19 protein-coding genes are annotated in these 19,450 nt (G+C 69.9%); 2 read left to right on the top strand and 17 right to left on the bottom strand.

The genetic code is table 11. From position 1 onward, the window contains the following. Positions 1-521 precede the first annotated feature (521 nt). The 3 genes from ACZ68P_RS33895 to ACZ68P_RS33885 all read right to left on the bottom strand — a co-directional run bounded on the left by ACZ68P_RS33895 (position 522) and on the right by ACZ68P_RS33885 (position 3,274). Positions 522-1,325: a hypothetical protein gene (locus ACZ68P_RS33895; RefSeq protein ID WP_471012976.1), complete on the bottom strand. Its 804-nt coding sequence runs from the start codon at positions 1,323-1,325 to the stop codon at positions 522-524. A gap of 1,228 nt (positions 1,326-2,553) precedes the next feature. After that, entirely contained in the window at positions 2,554-2,676 is a 123-nt protein-coding gene (locus ACZ68P_RS33890) for a hypothetical protein (protein WP_471012974.1), read from the bottom strand. 379 nt (positions 2,677-3,055) lie between these two features. Continuing rightward, positions 3,056-3,274 (bottom strand): hypothetical protein, encoded by a 219-nt coding sequence (locus tag ACZ68P_RS33885; protein WP_471012972.1) that lies wholly within the window; start codon positions 3,272-3,274, stop codon positions 3,056-3,058. A gap of 402 nt (positions 3,275-3,676) precedes the next feature. Here ACZ68P_RS33885 and ACZ68P_RS33880 point away from each other — a divergent pair, with 402 nt between their 5' ends. Both ACZ68P_RS33880 and ACZ68P_RS33875 read left to right on the top strand, forming a co-directional pair. Then, positions 3,677-4,315 carry a ParA family protein gene (locus ACZ68P_RS33880; protein ID WP_471012970.1) on the top strand — a complete coding sequence of 213 codons (639 nt, stop codon included), beginning with the start codon at positions 3,677-3,679 and terminating at the stop codon, positions 4,313-4,315. Further along, positions 4,312-5,238, top strand: coding sequence for a hypothetical protein (locus tag ACZ68P_RS33875; protein ID WP_471012968.1), 927 nt, complete (start codon positions 4,312-4,314; stop codon positions 5,236-5,238). The genes ACZ68P_RS33880 and ACZ68P_RS33875 overlap by 4 nt, the downstream gene beginning before the upstream one ends. Before the next feature lie 97 nt (positions 5,239-5,335). Here ACZ68P_RS33875 and ACZ68P_RS33870 read toward each other — a convergent pair whose 3' ends face one another. From ACZ68P_RS33870 to ACZ68P_RS33805, 14 genes are all read right to left on the bottom strand, one after another. Next, positions 5,336-5,752, bottom strand: a complete 417-nt coding sequence (locus ACZ68P_RS33870; protein WP_471012967.1) for a hypothetical protein — start codon at positions 5,750-5,752, stop codon at positions 5,336-5,338. A gap of 251 nt (positions 5,753-6,003) precedes the next feature. Beyond that, positions 6,004-7,647 (bottom strand): DUF2637 domain-containing protein, encoded by a 1,644-nt coding sequence (locus ACZ68P_RS33865; RefSeq protein ID WP_471012965.1) that lies wholly within the window; start codon positions 7,645-7,647, stop codon positions 6,004-6,006. A gap of 151 nt (positions 7,648-7,798) precedes the next feature. Further along, entirely contained in the window at positions 7,799-8,227 is a 429-nt protein-coding gene (locus ACZ68P_RS33860) for a hypothetical protein (RefSeq protein ID WP_471012963.1), read from the bottom strand. A 367-nt stretch (positions 8,228-8,594) separates the two neighbouring features. Continuing rightward, positions 8,595-8,777 carry a zinc finger domain-containing protein gene (locus ACZ68P_RS33855; RefSeq protein WP_471012961.1) on the bottom strand — a complete coding sequence of 61 codons (183 nt, stop codon included), beginning with the start codon at positions 8,775-8,777 and terminating at the stop codon, positions 8,595-8,597. Positions 8,778-8,951: 174 nt separating this feature from the next. After that, the gene (locus tag ACZ68P_RS33850) at positions 8,952-11,174 is read right to left on the bottom strand and encodes a hypothetical protein (protein ID WP_471012959.1); all 2,223 of its coding nucleotides are present in this window, start codon (positions 11,172-11,174) and stop codon (positions 8,952-8,954) included. Beyond that, positions 11,171-12,247, bottom strand: coding sequence for a hypothetical protein (locus ACZ68P_RS33845; protein ID WP_471012957.1), 1,077 nt, complete (start codon positions 12,245-12,247; stop codon positions 11,171-11,173). Before ACZ68P_RS33845 ends, ACZ68P_RS33850 begins: the two co-directional genes overlap by 4 nt. 79 nt (positions 12,248-12,326) lie before the next feature. After that, positions 12,327-13,604, bottom strand: a complete 1,278-nt coding sequence (locus tag ACZ68P_RS33840; RefSeq protein WP_471012956.1) for a hypothetical protein — start codon at positions 13,602-13,604, stop codon at positions 12,327-12,329. Positions 13,605-13,609: 5 nt separating this feature from the next. After that, positions 13,610-13,918: a hypothetical protein gene (locus ACZ68P_RS33835; protein ID WP_471012954.1), complete on the bottom strand. Its 309-nt coding sequence runs from the start codon at positions 13,916-13,918 to the stop codon at positions 13,610-13,612. 1 nt (position 13,919) lies between these two features. After that, the gene (locus tag ACZ68P_RS33830) at positions 13,920-14,903 is read right to left on the bottom strand and encodes a C40 family peptidase (protein WP_471012953.1); all 984 of its coding nucleotides are present in this window, start codon (positions 14,901-14,903) and stop codon (positions 13,920-13,922) included. Positions 14,904-15,072: 169 nt separating this feature from the next. After that, a complete protein-coding gene (locus tag ACZ68P_RS33825) occupies positions 15,073-16,683 on the bottom strand; it encodes an FtsK/SpoIIIE domain-containing protein (protein ID WP_471012951.1) in 1,611 nt (536 codons plus the stop codon). A gap of 242 nt (positions 16,684-16,925) precedes the next feature. Continuing rightward, the gene (locus ACZ68P_RS33820; protein WP_471012949.1) at positions 16,926-18,020 is read right to left on the bottom strand and encodes a hypothetical protein; all 1,095 of its coding nucleotides are present in this window, start codon (positions 18,018-18,020) and stop codon (positions 16,926-16,928) included. A 103-nt stretch (positions 18,021-18,123) separates the two neighbouring features. Continuing rightward, positions 18,124-18,387: a hypothetical protein gene (locus ACZ68P_RS33815; protein ID WP_471012948.1), complete on the bottom strand. Its 264-nt coding sequence runs from the start codon at positions 18,385-18,387 to the stop codon at positions 18,124-18,126. Between the two features lie 117 nt (positions 18,388-18,504). After that, a complete protein-coding gene (locus ACZ68P_RS33810; protein WP_471012946.1) occupies positions 18,505-18,669 on the bottom strand; it encodes a hypothetical protein in 165 nt (54 codons plus the stop codon). A gap of 3 nt (positions 18,670-18,672) precedes the next feature. Continuing rightward, positions 18,673-19,125, bottom strand: a complete 453-nt coding sequence (locus ACZ68P_RS33805) for a hypothetical protein (protein WP_471012945.1) — start codon at positions 19,123-19,125, stop codon at positions 18,673-18,675. Positions 19,126-19,450: the final 325 nt, after the last annotated feature.

The raw sequence follows: 19,450 nt of genomic DNA, 5'->3' as shown, positions 1-19,450 counted from the left end.
CCCCGCGGAGCGGGATACTGCGCGGCAAGCCGCGCAGTAGTGATGGCTCCGCTGACGCTCCGCCAAATTCCCGCGCAAGCGCGGGAATTGAATTCCGCAAGCGGAATTCTAAAGACAAGACTATTCGCGCAAGCGCGAATAGCGGGCACCCGCGCAAGCGCGGGAGCCTAGGCTGGCTACGAGGGGAGGGTGCATCACGCTCGCGCCTGTGTAGAGTCTGGGATTCCCAGCTACCACCCCTGAACGAGGGTGACGGACCACCAGCCTGACAGGGCCTCAACACCACCGCAGGGACGGGCTCCGCTGCGCTCCGCCCCAACCCCCGTGAAACCGCCCCGACAGGTTCACCCATACCCTGCCAACAGGCAGAGTAACCGGGCTGCCGTGAGCATGATGCATCATGCCGCACCCTCAGGAGCGATGACGCTGCATCCATGATGCATCACGGATGTCCGCTGTGTAGCGTCTGGGATTCCACGCCACACCCCCACCCGGGCAGAGTGGGGGTGTGCGACGGCTGTCTACATGTCGAGCGCGCGGAGAGCGTCGGTGCGCCGGTTTTCCGCAATCCGCAGCACATTCGCACGGCGGGTGGAGGCGGGACAGGGCTCCAGAATGGCACGGGCGAGCAGCGTGGCGGTTACCGTGTCACCGCCGCTGACCGCGTTCCTGACGGACGCCAGAACACTCAGCGCGTCTCCGATTCCCGTGGGGTGCGAGAATTCGCAGGGGCATTCCCGGACTCGTTCCGCTGCGTGGGTGATAAGCGCGGCGGGGATTTCCTTGACGGGAATGCAACCGGGGTGTCGGCTGACGGGCCGGGGCGTGCGGTCGCCATTGCGGCCACGCAGGTGGGACCAGAATCGGCGGCCCTTCCACCCGCAGAGACGGCATGTCATGAGCCAGGGCTGATCGGCGCCGGGGTATCCCTCCAGCGGTTCCCATCCGAGCTGCGCGAGTCGGGCCATGGCCTCGGCGGCGCGCACGAGGTTGGGCACGGTCAAGCGGAGGTCGGGGACGAGGTGGCGGTAGGTGGCGGTGGCGTCGCGCGCGGCCTTGGAGTCGAGCCCGTCCGTGCCGGGTTCAGCGGTTTCGCCGGGGGCGGGGACGGTCGGGCGAATTCCCATTTCGGCCATCGTGGCGATGAAGTCGGCGGCCTCGTACCGGCCGTGGAAATGGGTGTTGTTCGGGTGGCCGGGAATGGTGGCGTACCAGCTGCCGTGACGGCGGTGGACGGTCCCGGCGGGGGCGTTGTCGACCGTGACGGTATAGCGTCCGTCCTCTTCGCGCTTGCCGAGGACGTATCGCCGCTTCTGCTCTTCCATTGTTTTCCTTTTCTCGCTTTGCTTTCGGCTGTCGGTTGGGGTGCTACGCCCTTCCGACAAGAGAAACAATACCAAATCCGAGAGCTAATAAGCGGGAAAATGGAGCCCGTGGGGAATCTTTTTTATTTTTGTTTTCTGGATTGAATTGCTGGCGCTAAACAATTGCGCGGGGTATTCGGGGCGGGGTGGGGTGCCGGTCGCCATTTCCGATGGAGCGCAAGCGGCATCGGGGCCCGACCCCGCTTGCGGGTCGGCAAGGGGATGCAGCGCCAGCGGAGTCCCCGCAGCACAGGCAGGGGCGCGCTTGCGCGAGGGAGGGAGCGCCAGCGGACTCCCGCTCCCCTGCCTGTGGCAGCCCCGGGCGGGGGCGCGCTTGCGCGAGGGAGGGAGCGCCAGCGGACTCCCGCTCCCCCGCCCGGGGCAGGCGGCCGGTGCCACGCCCCGCCCCGCCTACCCCGCGCAAAAGGGCTGTACTGCGCCTGTGCGCCCTGCTGCGCCGCTGCGCCCTGGTGATGGCGGCGGGAGCACTAGGGGCCCCTCAGGGCAGCGCTGAGCGCGCCAGTTGGGGGCCGCAGGGGACTATGCTGGGGCCGGATTCCTTTTCGGAGGTTTTCGGCTGGCCGGTCCCCCGTGCTACCCGCTTCGGCGGTAAGGGGGCCGGCCTTTTCTGCGCCCCGGCCCTCCTGTGCGTCAAGCCGTGGCGGGCCATCGTGGGCGCGAACGATGCGAGGACATGACCCGAGAGGGCGCCGCCGCCGTACGCGGCCCGCAGACGGGCGTACAGGGGGTGTTGCGGTGCCATGGGGAGAGGGTGGGGGCGGCCCGACGGTACTGCTCCCAGAGCGCCTCTGGGCGCCGGGCCTCACCCGCGCACGCCATATCGGCGCGGGCTGGCGCCGACCCTACGGGAGTCATGGGGCAGGACGCTATCGCCACGGGGGCGCCGGCTCCTGGCCGGTGCGCGGGACGCTGGGGAAGGAGGTTGTATCGCGCGATACAACTTCGGCACCCGCCGGACGTGGGCGGTCCTCCCTCCTAAGGGAGGAGCGCGTACGATGCGAAAAGTTGTCTTCCGGTGATGGAAGGCGCAGCACGAAGGGCCCGCCCCCGGTTGCCGCCGGTGACAGGCCCTCCGCTCGTGCATCAGCCAGTGAGCCCGGCCGCCTACCTTTCGGCCGGGCTCATTGCTGAGTCCCGCCGTAGCGTCCGGAGTCACGTCCCATCCGGGTTACCGGATGAGGCGTAGCACGCCGTCGATGATGGCCGCGACTACCGGTGCCCACGCGATGATCACCATCTGTCGGTATGACAGCCGGTGCTCACGCGGTCCGGGATCCTCGGGCTCGCTCATCGGCCCCTCCTTCCTGACCAGTGCCCTGCGAACAGAGCCAGGATCTCTACCGGGAGTGGCAGAGAGTTGGAGTGGTCAGTCGGTGGAGCGGCCCTCAGCATAAGTTCATCGCGCGGCTTTCAGTGCCCCCCACCTGTTGTGGCGCCTTTCGTGCGACATGAGGGTGCCCGGCCAACTAGGTACCCAACTTGCTGATTTGAGCAGTGGAGGTACGCGCAGCTACGTCCCCGGCTCAGCTCACGCGGCGTGACGGGCCCCGGGCGGCAGCGGTGCAGCGTCTCGTTGACCGCCAGAGGACTCGGGCTCCCGAGGCGGCCACCCCGGCAGCGGGAACGGCAGCGGCCGGGGCAGGAGGTAAGGACGTCGCCGAAACGTGCGGTCACCGTCGGCGCGCTACGGCCATCAGCACCCCGAGGACCACCGTCGCTACGGTGGCGAGCGCAACGGCGGTCTCGCGCACGGCCGGGTGCTCGTGGAGCACATAACCGACGAAGCTGGCGCCGAGCGCGGCTGTCGCAATGCGGTGCACGAGCGTGGAGCGGTCCGGCTCCGGGCTGCGGGCCGGGTCCGGGGCGGGCGTCTGGGTCGGGGCGGACATGGTGTCTCCTTCACGATCGGGGCGTCGGGCGGCGCTTACGGAGCGGTACATGAGCACCGGCCCAGCCCTTGTGTCTCGAGCGAGGCCGGCGAACAGGACGTGGGAGTCGGGGACTTGGCGTGGTCCGAACTCTGGTGGCTGCGGGGGCTAGTCCCGCAAGGGCCCCAACATGGACATGAAAAATGGCTCCATTCAATGGCCTGACCTGCGCAGTTGCCTGCGGTTGGGTCATTGAATGGAGCCGGGATATCCGGTAGTTCCTGGGTTAGTTATGGGGCGGCAGAGCGGATTTGTTACGTGTGGCGCGCATCACACCTTTTCCCGGGTCGGCTCTGGTCCCGGAAGTCAGCCGAGCGTGCGGGTATCCGTGGACCTGCCGGGGGTGCGCAGTAGGGTGCGGGCATGTTCATTGCTGCTGTGTCCCCCCGGTCTACCGGCAAGACGACGGCCATTTGGTGGCTGCTTCATGCCCTGCGTGAGCGGGGGTATGACGTCAAGGGGTTCGACGCGGACGAGTCGAAGCAGCTGTATCGGTGGTGGCAGGCGTCGGACCAGAGGTTCGATGTGACCAGGCTTGCGGACACCCGGTTTCACGAGGAGGCCCCTGGCGAGCTGCCGGAGGGGCATATCGGGGCGGTCGACTGCGGTCACCTGGAGAATCACGCGGGCATCGGGTATTCGGTGCTGCGCGTGGCGGACCTGGTGATCGTCGTGTGTGCGGCGACCAACGGCGACGTCGAGCGCATGGAAGAGCTGCCGATGGACGGGTTCCTGGATCTGGCGTGGGCAAAGAAGAAGGACCCGGATGCGCCCCGGCCGCAGGAGTGGGTGCTCCTGGTCCGCGTGCAGCCCGGTACCCGGACCGCGCCGGAGGGCATCCGCAAGGGCCTGGTGGATGAGGGGTGGAACGTCTTCACGACGATGATCCCGTCCGTGCAGCGGTACGCGAACACCGGCGAGGGCCTGCCGATCCACGCGGCTGGCAGCCACTTCGATGAGCTGGTGACGGAGATGGAGCAGCGGGGGCTGATCAGCAAGTGAGCAAGGGACCCACGCCCGAGGAGCTGCGGGCGCTGCGGAAGCGTCGTAGGCAGCAGGAACAGGAAGCGTCCGGGGGCGCGGTGGCGACCTTGACCGAGGGCGATGTCGCGCAGGGTCGGCCGCAGCCGATGATCCGGTTCGAGCAGTTGCCGGCCGCGGTGGACGCGCCCGAGGCTCAGGGGCCGCTGAGTGCCGAGGAAGAAGAGACCTGGGAGCTGTGCCAGCGGTCTTTCGCGCAGTACAAGGACGCGTGGTTCGTCGCGGCCGGTGCGCTGGACATCTCGCTGCGGGGGCGGTTGTGGCGGCGGGACTACGCCACCGCTGAGGCGTTCATCAGGGACGTGGCGGACATGTCGACGTCGAACGCGTACCGGCAGATCGCGGGGGCGCGGATCGCGGCGCTGCTGGCCGAGCCGCCACGTCTCGAACTTGAGTCGAACGATCTGTCCCGCATGCGGGACTCGGACAGTGTGCGGGCCTACGTGATCAGCCAGCGCGCGGCCGAGGGCCTGTCTCCTATCCGCGAGGACTACGGGGACGACGCGGCCGCCGAGGCGTACCGGACGGTGGCAGAGGCGACCGGCCGCGACAAGGTCAGCCAGAAAACCATCAGCGGCATCGTCAAGCAGTTCCCCCGCAGGGCGGTGGAAGAGCTGGACGCCGGGCAGCGGCGGGAGCGGATCCGTGAACTCGCGGTGAAGCAGGCCGCCGCAGAGGCGGCGGCCAGGGTGCAGCCCGTGACCGGTCCGGTCGCCGCGCTCGCGGCGTACGTGGCCACCGCCGAGGCATTCGCGGGCAAGACGGCCGGGCTTGCGGCCGCCTACGCCGCCGCTGCCAAGGCGGACCCCGCCGAGGCCGCTCGCCTGGCGGCGCGGCTGCGTGACCACATGGAGGTCGTGGTCGACAACCTGCCGGACGTCTAGCTAGCTAGGACGTGTCCGGGCGATCACGCAACCCATCAGCACAGCCTCAAGGCCAAGCCGGGGCGGTCATACCTTTCCGCCAGTGGGGCGGGAGGTCTCAGGTGGAGGCGATGCACACGAGGGCGCTCTGGAGCCGGCGGACTGCGTCCTCGGCTTCCACGTACTGTTGAGCGGTCGGTGCGACGGCGCCGAAGGTGTGGCTGTCTTCGGCATGCAGGGCGCGCCAGTGCAGGACGGGCGTGAGTGCGGTGGCGGCTGCGCCGAGGAACCAGGCTGTATGCCCGTGGACGTGGGCAAGAGCGATGGCCACCGCGGCGAGTGCTTCCCGCAGGTGTTCCAGGCGGGCGATCACGGGCAGCGCCTCCTGGACCTGGCGAGCACCGACGGCGGCGTGCAGATCGGCAGCGGCCTTCGCGACGACCGCGCGATGGCCGGGCGTCAGGACCCACACCCGATCCCGAATAAGCCCTTCGGCTTCTGCCACCAAGCCCTCGACCAGCGTCCTCATGCCCATGTCCAACACCCTATGTTCCCAGCGGAGGGCGCAGACCCGGGGGCATGACCGGCCGGACAGATCCTGCCGCTGTCCGATTTGTTCGTGAACGGTGAGTCCCGCATGCGGGACTCACCGTTCGATTTTATTCGAACGATCTGTCCCGCATGCGGGACTCGCTGCCCTCGGTCCGGTGGCTTCGGAGTGGAAACCATGGTTTCCACGGCCAGGCCGGCGCACCAAGGCGCGGTGGCCGTCCCGGTGACGTCAGGTCAGCCGGTGTAGCCGTTCAGGATGAGGTCGTAGGCGGCCTGGCGGCGCTCGCTCGCGGCGGTGCGTGCCACGCCGAGCGCGTCGCCGACCTGGTCCAGGGTGACGGCGTACATGTCCGGCTCGGCGGGACGCTGGCCGGCCGGGATAGCGGCGTGGGCGGCCAGGATCATGCGGGCCACTTTCCGTTCCGCGCGGGCGCGGGGGGACAGGCGGGCGGCGTCCTCGGCTTCCTGCGCGGCCAGCTCGTGGCGTGCCGCCTCCGCGCGGGCCTGAGCGGCGGCGCGGGTCAGGTCCGCTGTCTGCTGCTCGGCCTGCGCCGTGCGGAGCGCGGATTTGGCGCGTTCCGCCTCCAGGCGCTCGGCCTCCGCCTTGCTCCGCAGAGCGGCGGCGCGCTTCCGCGCGGTCTCCTCGTCGGCTTCGGCGGCTGCCTTGCGGTCCTCGGCGGCCGCGCGGTTCGCGGCCTCGGTACGGGCGATCGCCTCCGCCTCCGCGGCGGTTCTCTCCGCCTCCTCCTCCCGCGCGGCGGCCCGCTCCAGGGCCTGCGCCGATCGCTCCGCCTCCCGGCGGGCGGCCTCCGCCGCGAGGCGCGCGGTGTGCGCGGCGGTCTCAGCGTCGGTGGTCGCCGTCGTCTGCGCGGCACGTGCCTGTGCCTGGGCGGCCGTCGTCTGCGCGGTGATCTCGTGCTCGGCGGTGGTGACCTTCGCCGCGATGCTCATGCGCCGCACGGTCGCGTCCGCCTCGGCCTCCTCCGCGTCCAGGGCGCGCTGGCGCTCGCGCTCCTCGGCGTCCGCGATCCGCTGCAACTCGGCCGCGCGCCGCGCGTCCTCGGCCTCCTTCTGCTCCTGAGGAAGGGCCAGGGCCTCGTCCACGCTCAGCCCGTAGGGGGCCATGGTGAAGGGGAGCAGCGCGGAGGCGCCGGCCTTCTTCTTCCAGGCTTTTCCGTGCTGGTGCTGGAGCCATGCCCGGTAGACGGTGCGCTCGCGCTCCAGGTCGACCATGCGGGCGTAGGACGTGATGCCCCACAGGCGCATGCGCCGGTACAGGCTCCACGTGCGCCACGGGGACAGGATCCAGCGGTGCAGCGGGACCTGGTCCGACTCGGACCCCATGCTGAGCTTGTTGGTGCGGATGATCAGGTGCCGCGCCGCCTCGACCACCGCGACGAACAGCAGCGGCAGCACGCCGTGCATGGCGGCGGCCAGCGGGTCCTCGCGCACCGGCTCCTCACCCGCGGTGGCGTTGAAAAGGATGGTCGCCAGGGTGAGGATGTGCGCGATCAGCCGCAGCAGCGGCTTGGGCATCCGGCGCGACACGAGGACCAGATCCAGGCCGTACATGGCGATGATCCCGGCGTCGATGCCGATGGGGAAGACGTACGAGAAGGTACCGAAACCGCGCTCCTGCGCGAGGCCGCGCAGCGCCTCGTAGGAGCCGGCGAATCCGATAGCGGCGACGACTGCCGCGCACAGACCGGAGGCGACGATCAGGCCCCGCATCGCTTTCGCCGACCAGACCCGGGGCGCGGCCGGAGCACTCACGGCGCGCTGCGGAGCGGCATTCCGGGACGGCGGAACGGACGCGGCAGGCGCCGGAACGGCGCCCGCGCCGGGGGTGGTCTTGGCAGTCGTCAGCACGTCTTGCATCCCGGCAGTCTGCCCCGGGGCACGCGCTGCCGGAACACCGGGCCGCTCATGCGGAACTCCCTCCGGGAACGCAAAAGCGGCCCCCGGCCGTCCGGAACAAGGTCCGGACGGCGGAGGCCGCTTCAGGATTCGTGGGCGGTGGGCCGCCGGGTCAGGCGAGCTCGCCCGCCCACATGCGATGCAGCAGACGGATCGCGGCGATATCAGGGATGTCCTTCGGCCGGCGGGCACGCTCCTTCCACCGCAGGACATCGCCGAGGCGCATGAGCGGGATTCCGTCGATCAGGTCCGCCGACTCAATGAGGCGGTCGGTGGGCCACCCGGGCGTCCAGCGGTCCACGATCTCCATGGCCACGGCAGGGTGAAGGATGCGGGAGCCGTAACCGGATGCGGTCGGCTGCGGAGAACCGAGGGTCAAAGCGTGCTGCCATGCCTGCCCCCTCGCCAGGACGTCGAGGTCCCCTATGCGGGGGCGCAGCCCCCGGGCGTAGAGCGCGGCGGAGCCGCACACCACGTACTCCCCGGCCGGGAGCTGTAAGTCGGCGAGAGCGGCGAAGAGTCCGTCGGGATCGGTGAGCATCACCGCACCGCCGCGCCGGAGACGTCCTGCACGGGCTGGGGGTGCTTGGTGGTTGCGCCAACCGGGACGGCGGCCGGGGCCTCGATGGCGGGGATGCGATCGGTCATGCTGGATGTACTCCTCATCTCGGATTCCGGGGTGCAGGGGTGTGCGGGGTGGCCGGCCTCATGCCGATGCTGCGGGCGCTCCGTTGCGCTGCCCCCGGCCGGAATCCGGCCGGGGGCAGCGGTGGTCGGTGTCACGCCTTCAGCCCGTCAGACGGGGGAGGGCGCAAGGCGGACGTGGAGGCGCCCGCAGCCCCGATACAGGGACGGCGGGCGCGGATAGAGCCGGGTCGGCGGCGGATCGGTCAGCGGCAGCGCGGCGCCTATTTGACGGCGGCGGCGAGTACCGCCGTGCGGGCGCGGTGGACGTCGTGGCGGCGCAGGCGAGTACCGCCGTGCGAGGTGCACAGCTTTCCCGGCTGCGAGCCGCAGGCCGGGCAGGCGACGCCCAGAGCGGGAAGCGAGAGCGCGGACGCGGACGCGGCGGCATCGTGAAGAGTGGTCATGGGTCTGTCTCCATTCGTGAGAGGGCTCAAAATGCGCGCGCCCTGCGACCGGTGAGGTCGGCAGGGCGCGACAGGCACGGACAGATGTCGTGCGGATGGGACGTAGGCCGGTCGGCCTGGCCGGCCCTCCCGGGCCGCAGTGCACGGTCAGGCAGGACCACCCAGAGGGACCGGTCAGAGATCAGACGGCAGACGCTCTCCGGTCTCAGCATCGAACGCCACGCCGGTGGGTGAGAGGCGAATCTCCCGCGAGGTTGCGCGCGCGCCTTCCTTCCAGGTCCTTCCGCCTACGGAGACCCGTACGGTCACGTCAGCAAGCGGGTCATCCACGGGCAACATGACCTCGGGGGACTCTGGGTACCAACGGTCCCTCTGGGTCCCAGTGGCGCTCTCCTCCCCTGCGTCGATCCTCAGGTAGCGGGCGTTCCGGTCGAAGTAGGACCGCAGCTCGATGACGACGCGGCTCCGGTCGCTGTTCCACTGAGCGATCACGTCCGCTTTGACGCCGTCAATTTGGAGAGCGGCCCCTGACCTGCCCTTGTAGGCGGCGGTCTTCTCCTCACGCTCCCGCTGCTCCACCTTGGCATCGCCCATCTGATTGACACCGACGATAGCGAGGGACAGTGCTGCGGCGGTGGCGACGTAAGGCCAGGCCCGGCGGCGGGGCCGTGGGGGCTGTTCCCCAGTCGGGGCCGGCTGCGGGGCCGGGTTGTCGGGCATGCGGTGCCACTGCTGCTCCGTACCGCCGTCGTTGTGCTCGAACCAGTCGACGTCTTTGCCCATGCGGGCGACGGTAGCGCGTAGCTGTACGGCCTGGTCGGGGCTTCCGCACAGGTCAGCAACTCGGGCGCGGGTCACCAGCCATGAAACGGCCTGATCGCTGCTGATGCCGTACGCGGTGATGTCCTCGCGCTCCCCGATCGCGGCGAGCTGCGCGGCCTCGTTGCACCGCCCCTCCCGCGCGGCCTGGACCACGTCGCGGTGGCGGGTGTCCACGACGTTAGGCGGCATCTCCCAGTCCCACTCCCCCTCGTGCTCAGGGGGGTGGAGGAGAGCCTTGACCGATACCGTCTGGTCATCCTGATCATCGGCGTGGCCGTGCTCCCACGCCCCGTCTTCCCCGTCCGGGTCGACGTCCTGGTCGTCGATCTGGTCGACGCCCTCTTCGCCGCACTCGATGTCCTCGACGTCCTGGTCGACGTCCTGGTCGACGTCCTGGTCGTGGATCTGTTGTGCTCGGCGGCGGCGCGAGGAGGTGTCGGTGAGCGCGGCTTCTTCGTCGGTGAGTGTGGTCTGGATGATGTCGACGTAGCCGGGGCCGACCTTCCACACGGCCTGCCCGGGGCCGAGGGCCGGGATGGTGTCGATGGCCCACTGCGGCAGGCCGAGCAGCGCACCGACCGCCGCGGCTTCTTCGGGGCCGAGGCGTCCCACGTGGGCGATCTCGCACAGCCGCGCCAAATCCTGCGCCTTACCGTCGCCGAGGTCCGACAGCGTGTGCATCACCACGTCCAGCGACAGCGCCGCCTTACGGCTGTTCTTGAGCTGCCGCTGAATCAGGGACGCGGTCGCCGGGGACAGCAGAATCTGCCACGCCTCCTCCAGTACCAGGTGGCGGTGGACGGCGGTCGACTGCGGCAGCCACACGTGCTCCGCCCAGCACGACACCGCCGCCATCAGCGACGGAATCGCCGGGCTGTTGCGATCCAGGCCGGTGAAATCGAACGACAAGATCGGCAGGTCAGTCGGGGGCAGGCTGGCATCCTGCCCGTCAAAAAGACCACTGAGAGAGCCCTCCGTGTAGCGGGACAGGGCGATCGCGGCGCCCTCGCCCCACTCGGCCAGTTTCGCGGCCGGCCACCGCCCGTCTTCCGGGCTGACCAGCGCGTCCACCAGCCCGCCGAGCGCGACAGCCTTCGGGTGGGAGAGCGCGTGCTGGAGAGCGTGGGTGGCCTGGTGGCTGAGCGCGTCCGGCTCGACCGCCAGAATCAGCGAGCGCACCAGCTGCTCGCGCACAGCGATCGGAAACAGCTCGGAGAGCGGGTTGAGGGTGAAGGATCCGGCGCGGATGACCTTGCCGCCGAGCGCGTGCACGAGCGGCTGCCACTCTCCGGTCGTGCCGTCCTCACCGAAGGAGTCGATGACGACGGCCTGGTGGCCGTTCTCACGGATCTCCCGGTGCATCCGCGCCTTGGCGGTCGACGACTTGCCCGACCCTAGCCCGCCCAGAGCGAGGCTGTTGGTGGAGGGCAGGACGGCCGTGTCCGCCTGGACGGGCGAGAGGTGAAAAGCCCGGCCGTCCAGGAGCGAGCGGCCGATCGGGATACCAGGGAAACGGGTGCTGGAGGCGACCAGGGGCGCGGTGATCGCGGCGTGGGTGGAGGGCAGGCGGATCACAGGATTGCCCCTTTCTGGGTGGAGGCTCCGTGCGGGGTGGTCATCACGTGGGCGCGGTGCTGCTGGCCGGTGAGCCAGTCGAGCCGGATGCGGTGCCGGTCGGCCATCAGGGATGCCTGCCAGCGGGCCTCGGTCACCGCCTCGGGGCTGTCGCCCCACACGGTCAGGTAGGCGTCCAGGTCCACGAGCGTCGCGCCCTGGACCAGTGCGCCGTGGGCGGCGCTGGAGGCAAGCTGGAGGGCGTCCTGCTTGATCTTGTCGGTGGTCCACGCCTCCGCCGCGGCGCTCTGCCAGCGGGCCGAGCGGCGCGACTGCGCGGCGGGCAGTGGCCGGTACAGGACGGCGAACGAGCGGTCGGCCTCTCCGTCCTCGAGGAGCAGCCGGCGCATGAGGTCGCCGTCAGCGGTGTCGGGCCAGGAGGTGACCCGGGCGGTAGCGGCGAACCGTCCGTCATCCAAAGCGACCCAGCCGGGGCCGCGCTCGACCACAGCCGGGGGCGGGTCCGGCTCCAGAAGCGTCAGTGCTCCGAGGCGGGCGAACTCCCCTTCCAGGGTGCCGAGGATCCGGGCGGGCTGGCCGATCAATGCTTTGGGGACGTGTACGGAGATCGTCTGCGTGTGGGCGGTGGTCTCGCCGACCGTGGCGTGGTGGGTGACGTGGACCTGGATCCCGGCGGTGCGGGCCTGACTGCCCGCGAACGTCAGCGCGCGGGAGAACGCCTCGTGAAAGGCCATCCGGCGCATGGGGTCCTGCATGGTGCCGTGCTCCGGGTACAGGGCCCATGTCATCGTCGCCCCCGGCCGGTCCACCACCGAGTCAGGGATCGTGCGTTCCCGCAGCCGTCGGTAGCCGACCGTGGCCCACCGGGCGAGCGAACGCGGCCCCGGGGAGAGGTTGAGCAGCGCTGCGGCCGCGCCGACCGCGCCGAGCGTCCACAGCGGCGGCGGGGTGACGATCGCGGACATCAGGACGGCCCCGCCGACCCCGGCGTTGAGCTTGGTCAGCGCGGTTTCGGCGGGGCTCAGGCCGCGCTGCAGAGCGGGCACGCGGTAGCCGGGCGTCAGCGAGTACACGGTGATCTCCTCCTGGGTGTGGGACCGAACCGGCCCCGGTGCCCGTCTGTGAGGCGGGCACCGGGGCCGGGAGAGCGGCCTACGGGTTGGGGGGCGGCGGGGGGTTCCCCTGCCGTGGATTCGGCGGGGCGTTTCCCTGCCGGGGGTTGGGCGGTTGGGGCGTCCCGGTGGGCGGGGTGCCTGCCGGACGGGGCGCGCGGACCGGGTAGCCGGCCGCAGCGCGCGCCTCGCGGCGCGCCTCGCTGAGCTGCGCGGTGCGGACGGTGTCCCGCCGGACCTTGGCCACCGCGGATTCCGTGGTGAGCCGCCCGGGCCGCTCGCGCCGCCGGATGCCATAGGCGCCGAGGAGCACGCCCCCGTCCTGCGACATCGCCCGGCCCGGGGTGCTGACCGTGCGCGGGTCCCGAGGGACGTTCTCTTGCTCGTACACGGTCGGCACCCCGGCCCGCATCACGGCATGCGCAAGCGGGTTGGAGGTGTGGCGCTCCACCAGCGTCCGGGCGGCGCCCGCCAGACGCGGGCCGAAGTACGGCACCCCATGGAAGATCATCCGCAGCATGATCGCGTCGGCCGCGACCAAGAGCACCAGATCCATCGCGATGACCCCCTTCGCGAGCGACACGAACGGCGCGACCAGCAACAGGGCAAACGGCGCGAACATCAGCCCCAATAGGCGCTGCATCCACCGCTTGAGAGCTGCCGTGTCTCCCCCTCGTGCCAGCGACGCCAGCACGAGGGGAGCCATGCAGACAAACGCGATGATGCCGAGCTGCCGCGTCATGAACACGAGCGCGGCAAAGGCGAGGGCGACCACCAGGCCGGCCACGATCAGCAGCACCGCCAGCGGGTCATCCGACTTTGCCCCCAAGTCGGTCCGGATGACTTCGAACAGCGTGTTCTCGTTGCTGTCGAAGGCGGTCTTGAACGCTGCACTGACCGCCTTGTTCAGGAGCATCACCGCACCGGGGATGGCTCCCATAGCGGCGACGGCTGCCAGCGTCCACCCGGTGGAGGCACCCATCTGCCGCATGCGCGGTGCGCCCTGCCACGCGGTCAGAGCACACACCACGACCACACAGACGAAAATCGAGACGGCGAGATGCTGCCCGAGCCACAAGAACGGCGCATAGAGCGCACTGTCCGTGTCCGCTGGCGCCCAGGCATCTTTAGGCGCCACCAGTTCGTTGATGGTCTCGATCAGATCGCGGGCGAGTTTGACGACGCCGTTGGCGGCTCCGTTGGTGATGTCGCCACCGACTCCGCCCCCGGCGCCGGGAGGGCCGCTGCCGTCTGAGTCGCACAGGTTGCGCTGGGTTTCCGGTAGCGCGTCGCACGGGTCCTGCGGGTTGTCCGGCATGCCGGTCAGCTCTCGTACGCGGGAGCGGTGACGGCCGGGGCCGGCGCGGCAGCGGGCTTGGTCACCGTGGAGAACAGCGTGCTGCCGTAGAGCGCGAGGATCACGGCGACGAACAGCGTGCCGATCGCCATGCTCCCCTTGCGCAGGGCGGTCTTGGGGTCGTTGGAAAGCTGGAGCAGCATGCGGACCGCGATCACGGCGATCACAGCGGCGACTCCCTTGGTGACCAGGCCGCCGCCGGTCATACCGATGGTGGAGAAGAAGTCGCTGAATCCGCCGGACATGTCGATCCCGGCAGCGAGGGTGGAACGCATTTCAGATCTCCTTGTTGTTGTGGGTACCGGGACGGGCGATGGCGAAGAGATCGCCCATGGTGTCCAGGGGGCTGTAGCGGACTTGCTTTCCCGGGCGGGGAGCGTCGATCATCCAGCCGTTTCCGACGTAGATGCCGACGTGGTGAATACTCGCCGCACTGGAGCCGTAAAAGACCAAATCTCCGGGAAGCGGCTTTGTGACGGGCTCCGATACGGCGTATTGCTGTGCCGCAGTGCGGGGCAGGCTGATTCCTGCCTGCGCGTAGGCGTAGAGCGTGAGGCCGGAGCAGTCGAATCCGACGATAACCGTCCCGGTGCTTCCGTTGGGGGAGCAGCATATTCCCTTGCTCGGGCCGCTTGCGTTTCCTCCACCCCACGAATAAGGCTCACCCAGCATCGACCGCGCCGCGTTAACAGCAGTCGACGCCTGCCGAGCGGTCGCACCCTTTTCGGCGGACGGTTTCGCGGCGGCACTGATGGTCCGGACGTAATTCTGCGTCTCCTTGTAAGGAGGCACGCCGTTGTATTTCCGGACGGCACCGCTGCCCGCGTTATAGGCGGCGAGCATGTTGTGCTGCTTGTTTCCGGGCACGTCTTTCACGTCCCCGGCGATGGTGCACAGATACTTCGCCGAGGACGGAATGGCGTCCTCGGGGTCCCATACGTCGCGCTTGCCGTCGCCGTTTCCGTCGATTCCGTGGCGCTCCCACGTGGCGGGCATGAACTGGGCGATGCCCTGCGCGCCGACCGGCGAGCGGGCTTTCGGATTGAATCCGGATTCCTGCTGAAGGAGCGCGGCCAGCAGATTCGGATTGACCTCCGGGCAGGTGTTTCCTGCCTCCTCGATCAGCCCTTGGTACTGCGCGGGCACGGCCATGCTGAGCGCCGTCCCTACCGGGTCATCGCCGGCGGCCTGGACGAGAGCGGCGACGACGACGGCCGCGGTGGCTCCTACGCCGATGGTGAGCGCTATGGAGGCTCGCAAGGGCCTTCCCCCCCTTCTTCTGATGTGTGAGCGGTCTTTGCGCTGGTCAGGTCCGCCACCCGTGCCCGCCAGGGGCCCGCCCGGCCCCCGCCACCCGGGCGTGGGGAGCCGCCACCTGCCGGTGTGGGTGGCGGGGCCGTGGCGGGCGTCTGGCGGGCACGGGTGGCGGTCACGAAGCGGACATGGCGGCGGCGGTGAGATCGTCCAGCCGGTATCCCCGGACGCCCTTCGCCCCCTTGCCTGCCGGGACCCCGAGGAGGGCCGACAGCTTGACGCCGAGCTGGCTGGGGTTTTCCGCCTGGACTCCGAGAGCCGGGGCCAGTTCGGATGTGGGAATGAACTCCACGCCGTTTTTCCGCATGATGTCGATCGCCTGCTTCAGCGGGGATTCCGGTGCTGCACTCAATTTCTTCTGCTGCCGGTCATATACGCCGTCCACGACTTCCCAGATGAATTCGTCCGGGAAGTCGAACCCCCGGACCAGCGTGGAGACGCCGTGCGCGAAGAGCACGCCTTGACCCTTGATGTTCGAGTCGAGCAGTGCGGGGTTGATCGGGGCGACCGTTTCGAAGTACGTGTCACCGAGGGCGACTTTCGCTGTTCCTTCCGATGCCACGTAAAGGCACATGCGGTAAAGGAACTGGTCCCGGACCATTACGGGGATGGCGTTCTGTGCCGGGCGCTGGGTCAGCATGACCGTGGAGATTCCGGATTCCAGGGCTTTCGCGACCAGGGCGCGGGCTTTGTCCGCGACCCGGCGCGCCTGCTTGATACCGGCAGGCGTGCCGTCGTCGGCGAAGAAGTCCGCTGCCTCGTCCACGATGAAGAAGACCGGTGTGAACTTCGGTGCGGGTTTCCGGTTCCGGATTGCGTCCTGGATTTTTGCGTAACGGCGCTCCACGCGGGCGTTCAGCTCGTCAAGCATGTTCTCCATGACGGCCGGACTGTCTGATGCTTCGTAGCGGACGGCGATCTTCTCGAACCGCGTCAGTCCGCAGTGTTTTCCGTCGAGGAGATAGAGGTCGAATTCTCCGTACGCGATCAGCAGGCAGGTAATGAGCCCGTTGACCAGCGTCGTTTTACCCATCTGGGTCATTCCGCCGACCAGCAGCGATGCCTTGTCGAAGGTCGGCACGCCGACCAGTTCGCCGGTGACGTCATGCCCGAACGGCACGCCCGCGAACGACTCGATCGCGCTGCGGGCCGGGGCCGGGAAGGGCTCGGTGAACGGCGGTGCGTCGAGCACCAGGAGCCGCACCCGGCGCTCGTTGTCCCGGGCGCGGTCGAGCTTCAGGTGCAGGCGGGTGACGCCGAACATCCCGGCGACGGCGGCCAGTTTCTTGTCGACGTCGGCGTAGGTGCGCCCCTCGGGCACGAGGAAGTCGTACTCCTTCCCGGTGCGCTTGGGCGTGATCGTGACCTGGTCGGCCCGGATCACCTGATCCCTGCCGATGACCCCCGCCGTAACGAGCGCCTGAGTCAGCGTCTCGTCTCGGGCGGGCCCTTCCCACTCCTCCACGGCCAGCCCTTCGGCTGCCAGCGCCGCAGAGGGCTTCTCAGCGGGGCTCGTGGCCCACAAGCGCTGAATGCGGGTCTTGACCCACCATGCTCCGTAGCCGAGGGCGACCAGCGCCCCGGCGGTGAGCAGCACGGTGGCCGGCCAGGACAGGCCGAGCTTGTCCTTGATGGCGGCGAGGGCGCCGAACACGATCGCCAGCCCGCCGATCGCGCCCGCAGCTTGCCCGTAAGCGTCGTCGCTGGCCTGCGGTTTCTTCCCCACTCCCCCTCCTTCTGTGATCTTGAGCGCGCGAGCATATGACGTACGCACGTTCGGTTTCCTGGGGTTTTGATGATGCTCGTCAGGTCTGCTCCCCTGGGTCTGCAACCTGCGGGCTGCTCGCCGGGTCACTCGCTGGGTCTGCATCGCTGGACTGCGTGTGCGTTCCGGCAGTCGCAGCAAGGGCCAACCCGCGCTCGCGGGTTGGCCCTCACTGGTGGTGCCGGACGGTGGTGCCGGACGCGTCAGGCGTCCAACGCGTCCTCCTCGGCGTCGTCCTCCGACGCCTCGTCCTCGTGCGTCATCAGCGCGCCCCACTCGTGGCGCACGCGCTGCTCGCTGCCGACGTAGCCGGCCTGACGGAAGGCACGCACGGCCTGCCGGTAGGACATGGGCGGGTCCACGGAGTAGCGCAGGTACCGCAGCACCACGCTCAGTTGATCGTCGGTCAGCTGCTCGCCCGGGACGGGGACCGGGACACCCGTCACGGCCGCGACCTCATCGAGCGTGACGGTCCGCGTCGTCTCGCGTGACGGCACGGCGCTGATACCCGCACTGACCTGCGTGACGGGGGTGTGACGCCCGACGGGACCGGGCAGTGCGGGGAGGTCGGCCCTCCACTCCTCCAGGACCGGCAGGGCGATCGCCGTGACGGCCTCGGGCAGCGTCTTCGTGGTCGTGGTCTTCTCCGTCGCCCGCGCCTGCGAGTGCAGCCGCTTCGTCATGGATTCCTGAGTCTTCAGCACGGACAGGCGGTAGGCGGTCTCGGCCCGGGCCACGCGCTCCTCTAGGTCCCGCGCGACGTCCAACAGCTCGATCCGGTGCGCCGCGTCCGCCTCCATCTCCTCCAGGCGGTCGGCGACCTCCTGGCGCCGGGTCTCGATCCTCTGCCGGGTCGAGGCCGAGGCGCGGCGGCCGAGGGCGGGAAGGGCGACCCACCACGCGGTCTTGGTGGCGACGATCGCCAGCGGGGTGAGCACGACGGCCAGGTCCGCCCCGGTGCTGCCGTCCCGCGTGAGGAGTTCGGCGGTCGGCACGGCCGCGTTGACGGCCGTCAGGAAGAGACCGGCCGCGCGCACCCGCACTGCGCGCCGGCCGTTGTTGCCCGCCAGGACCTCCGTCGCCTGGAAGACCACCCAGAGGGCATCGAGCGCGAAGACCGTGGGGACCGCCCACCCGCCGAAGCGAGGTTCGAGGATCTGGTAGCTGACGGACACGGACAGGATGGCCACGCCGAGCGTGACGATCCCGAGGATGCCGAGGACGGCCCCTCGCCAGTTCCAGGACCGGACGGCGGGCGCGTCGTCCGGGTTCGGTCGGGTCTTGCTGAAGGGAAGCACGTGCGTCTCCTAGTCTGAGAGGGCCGCCGCCGGTCTCCCGCGCATTACGGGCGCGAGAGCCCGGCGGCGGTCCGATCGAGTCGGACGGACGGGACTTGGGCGGTCAGCCGCGCTGACGCGGCACGTCGACAGCGCCCATGGGGGCCGGTGCGGCGTGCGGCAGCTCGTCGCGGTCGAGCGACCAGTGCAGAACCGTCGCCCGGGCCCACCGCGGATCGTCCGCCGCCAGTTCCGCGACGATCTCCGTGTAGAGGGCGTGGCGGCCGGTGCCGGGCGGCACGTCGACGGTGGAGGACCAGCTCCGGCTCTCGAAGCCGCCATGGCCCGGGAGCTGAAGGGTCAGAACGAAGTGGTAGCGCGTCGTCACGATGTCTCCTGCGCAGTGAGGTGGTGCGGAGTCGGGCTGTCCGGCTCCCCTGGACACCGCACGGCCCCACCCCTGGCGAAGAGGGTGGAGCCGTGCGGGTCAGGCAACCGGCAGAACTCAGGTGCGCTTGCGGTTGTTGTAGGCGTCCTGGAGCCGCGCGAAGGTCTCGAACAGCCGGGCGCCCCCCGGGCACCGCGTGTGCGCGGTGCAGGCCGGACAGCCGGAGTCGTGGGACCGCACAGCGGCGGCGGCGCGCATGTAGCGCTCGTACAGGTCGCGCACCGCTCAGCGACCCAGCGCGCGGCAGGCGTCGCACACGCCGCCGTTCCACCCGGGGAAGGTGGCGCCGCACGTCGAGCACTGCCCGCTGCCGGACGCGGCCGGCGCCCGGTCGGTCATCACTCGGGTGTGGGCCGGAGCGGGGGCGGCGTCCCCGCCGCAGTGGCACCGCCAGAATCCGCAGATGCCACAGGCGTCGTTCATCTTGGGCCGGTGCAGGACGAGTACCGGCTGCCGCTCGTATCCAGGCTGCATCTGCTGGAGCGTGCGCCGGGCCTGCCGCCCGGCCCGTGCCGCGCGGGCGTCGCCCTCGGTGGACATGGTGTCGAGCAGCCTCACCAGGCGCCGCACGGGCGCGGCCGCGGTGCAGCGGCAGGACTCGAAGCTGCCCCTGCACGTGGGGCAGTGGGCGGCCAGGGCCCCCGGGATTCCGGGGAGCGGGCGTGTCATGCTGATCATGGGTCCTCCACACAGGACTCGGACGGCCCCGGGGTTGCAGCCCCGGGGCCGTCACCTTTGGGAGTGGGCGGCGCCCAGTCCCTGCGGCACACGAATGCGCGCCGCCGTACCCCGAACCGGAGTCGAAGCGGTCGAGTCGCTCTGTTCCTACGGGGTGCGCGATCTTCGCCCTTGTCTCACCTGTGCGTCGGCTCCCCTGTCCGCCCGGAGGGGCGGGCAGAGGAGAAGGTGCGTGCTGCTCATCGCATCGCATAGGCAGGGCCGGCTTGTCGCTGTTGCCTGTCCCGCAATCTCGCCTGCGGGCTAGCGGTCCACATCACCCGGT

This window comes from Streptomyces sp. NPDC036822, assembly GCF_055609145.1.
This window is presented reverse-complemented; position numbering and strand designations above follow the sequence as displayed.

Coding starts and splice junctions, on each gene's coding strand:
- ACZ68P_RS33895 (WP_471012976.1), bottom strand. CDS start 1,325: ATGGAAGAGCAGAAGCGGCGATACGTCCTCGGCAAGCGCGAAGAGGAC.
- ACZ68P_RS33855 (WP_471012961.1), bottom strand. CDS start 8,777: ATGACCACTCTTCACGATGCCGCCGCGTCCGCGTCCGCGCTCTCGCTT.
- ACZ68P_RS33860 (WP_471012963.1), bottom strand. CDS start 8,227: ATGCTCACCGATCCCGACGGACTCTTCGCCGCTCTCGCCGACTTACAG.
- ACZ68P_RS33865 (WP_471012965.1), bottom strand. CDS start 7,647: ATGCAAGACGTGCTGACGACTGCCAAGACCACCCCCGGCGCGGGCGCC.
- ACZ68P_RS33890 (WP_471012974.1), bottom strand. CDS start 2,676: ATGAGCGAGCCCGAGGATCCCGGACCGCGTGAGCACCGGCTGTCATAC.
- ACZ68P_RS33840 (WP_471012956.1), bottom strand. CDS start 13,604: ATGCCGGACAACCCGCAGGACCCGTGCGACGCGCTACCGGAAACCCAG.
- ACZ68P_RS33870 (WP_471012967.1), bottom strand. CDS start 5,752: ATGGGCATGAGGACGCTGGTCGAGGGCTTGGTGGCAGAAGCCGAAGGG.
- ACZ68P_RS33880 (WP_471012970.1), top strand. CDS start 3,677: ATGTTCATTGCTGCTGTGTCCCCCCGGTCTACCGGCAAGACGACGGCC.
- ACZ68P_RS33805 (WP_471012945.1), bottom strand. CDS start 19,125: ATGATCAGCATGACACGCCCGCTCCCCGGAATCCCGGGGGCCCTGGCC.
- ACZ68P_RS33835 (WP_471012954.1), bottom strand. CDS start 13,918: ATGCGTTCCACCCTCGCTGCCGGGATCGACATGTCCGGCGGATTCAGC.
- ACZ68P_RS33885 (WP_471012972.1), bottom strand. CDS start 3,274: ATGTCCGCCCCGACCCAGACGCCCGCCCCGGACCCGGCCCGCAGCCCG.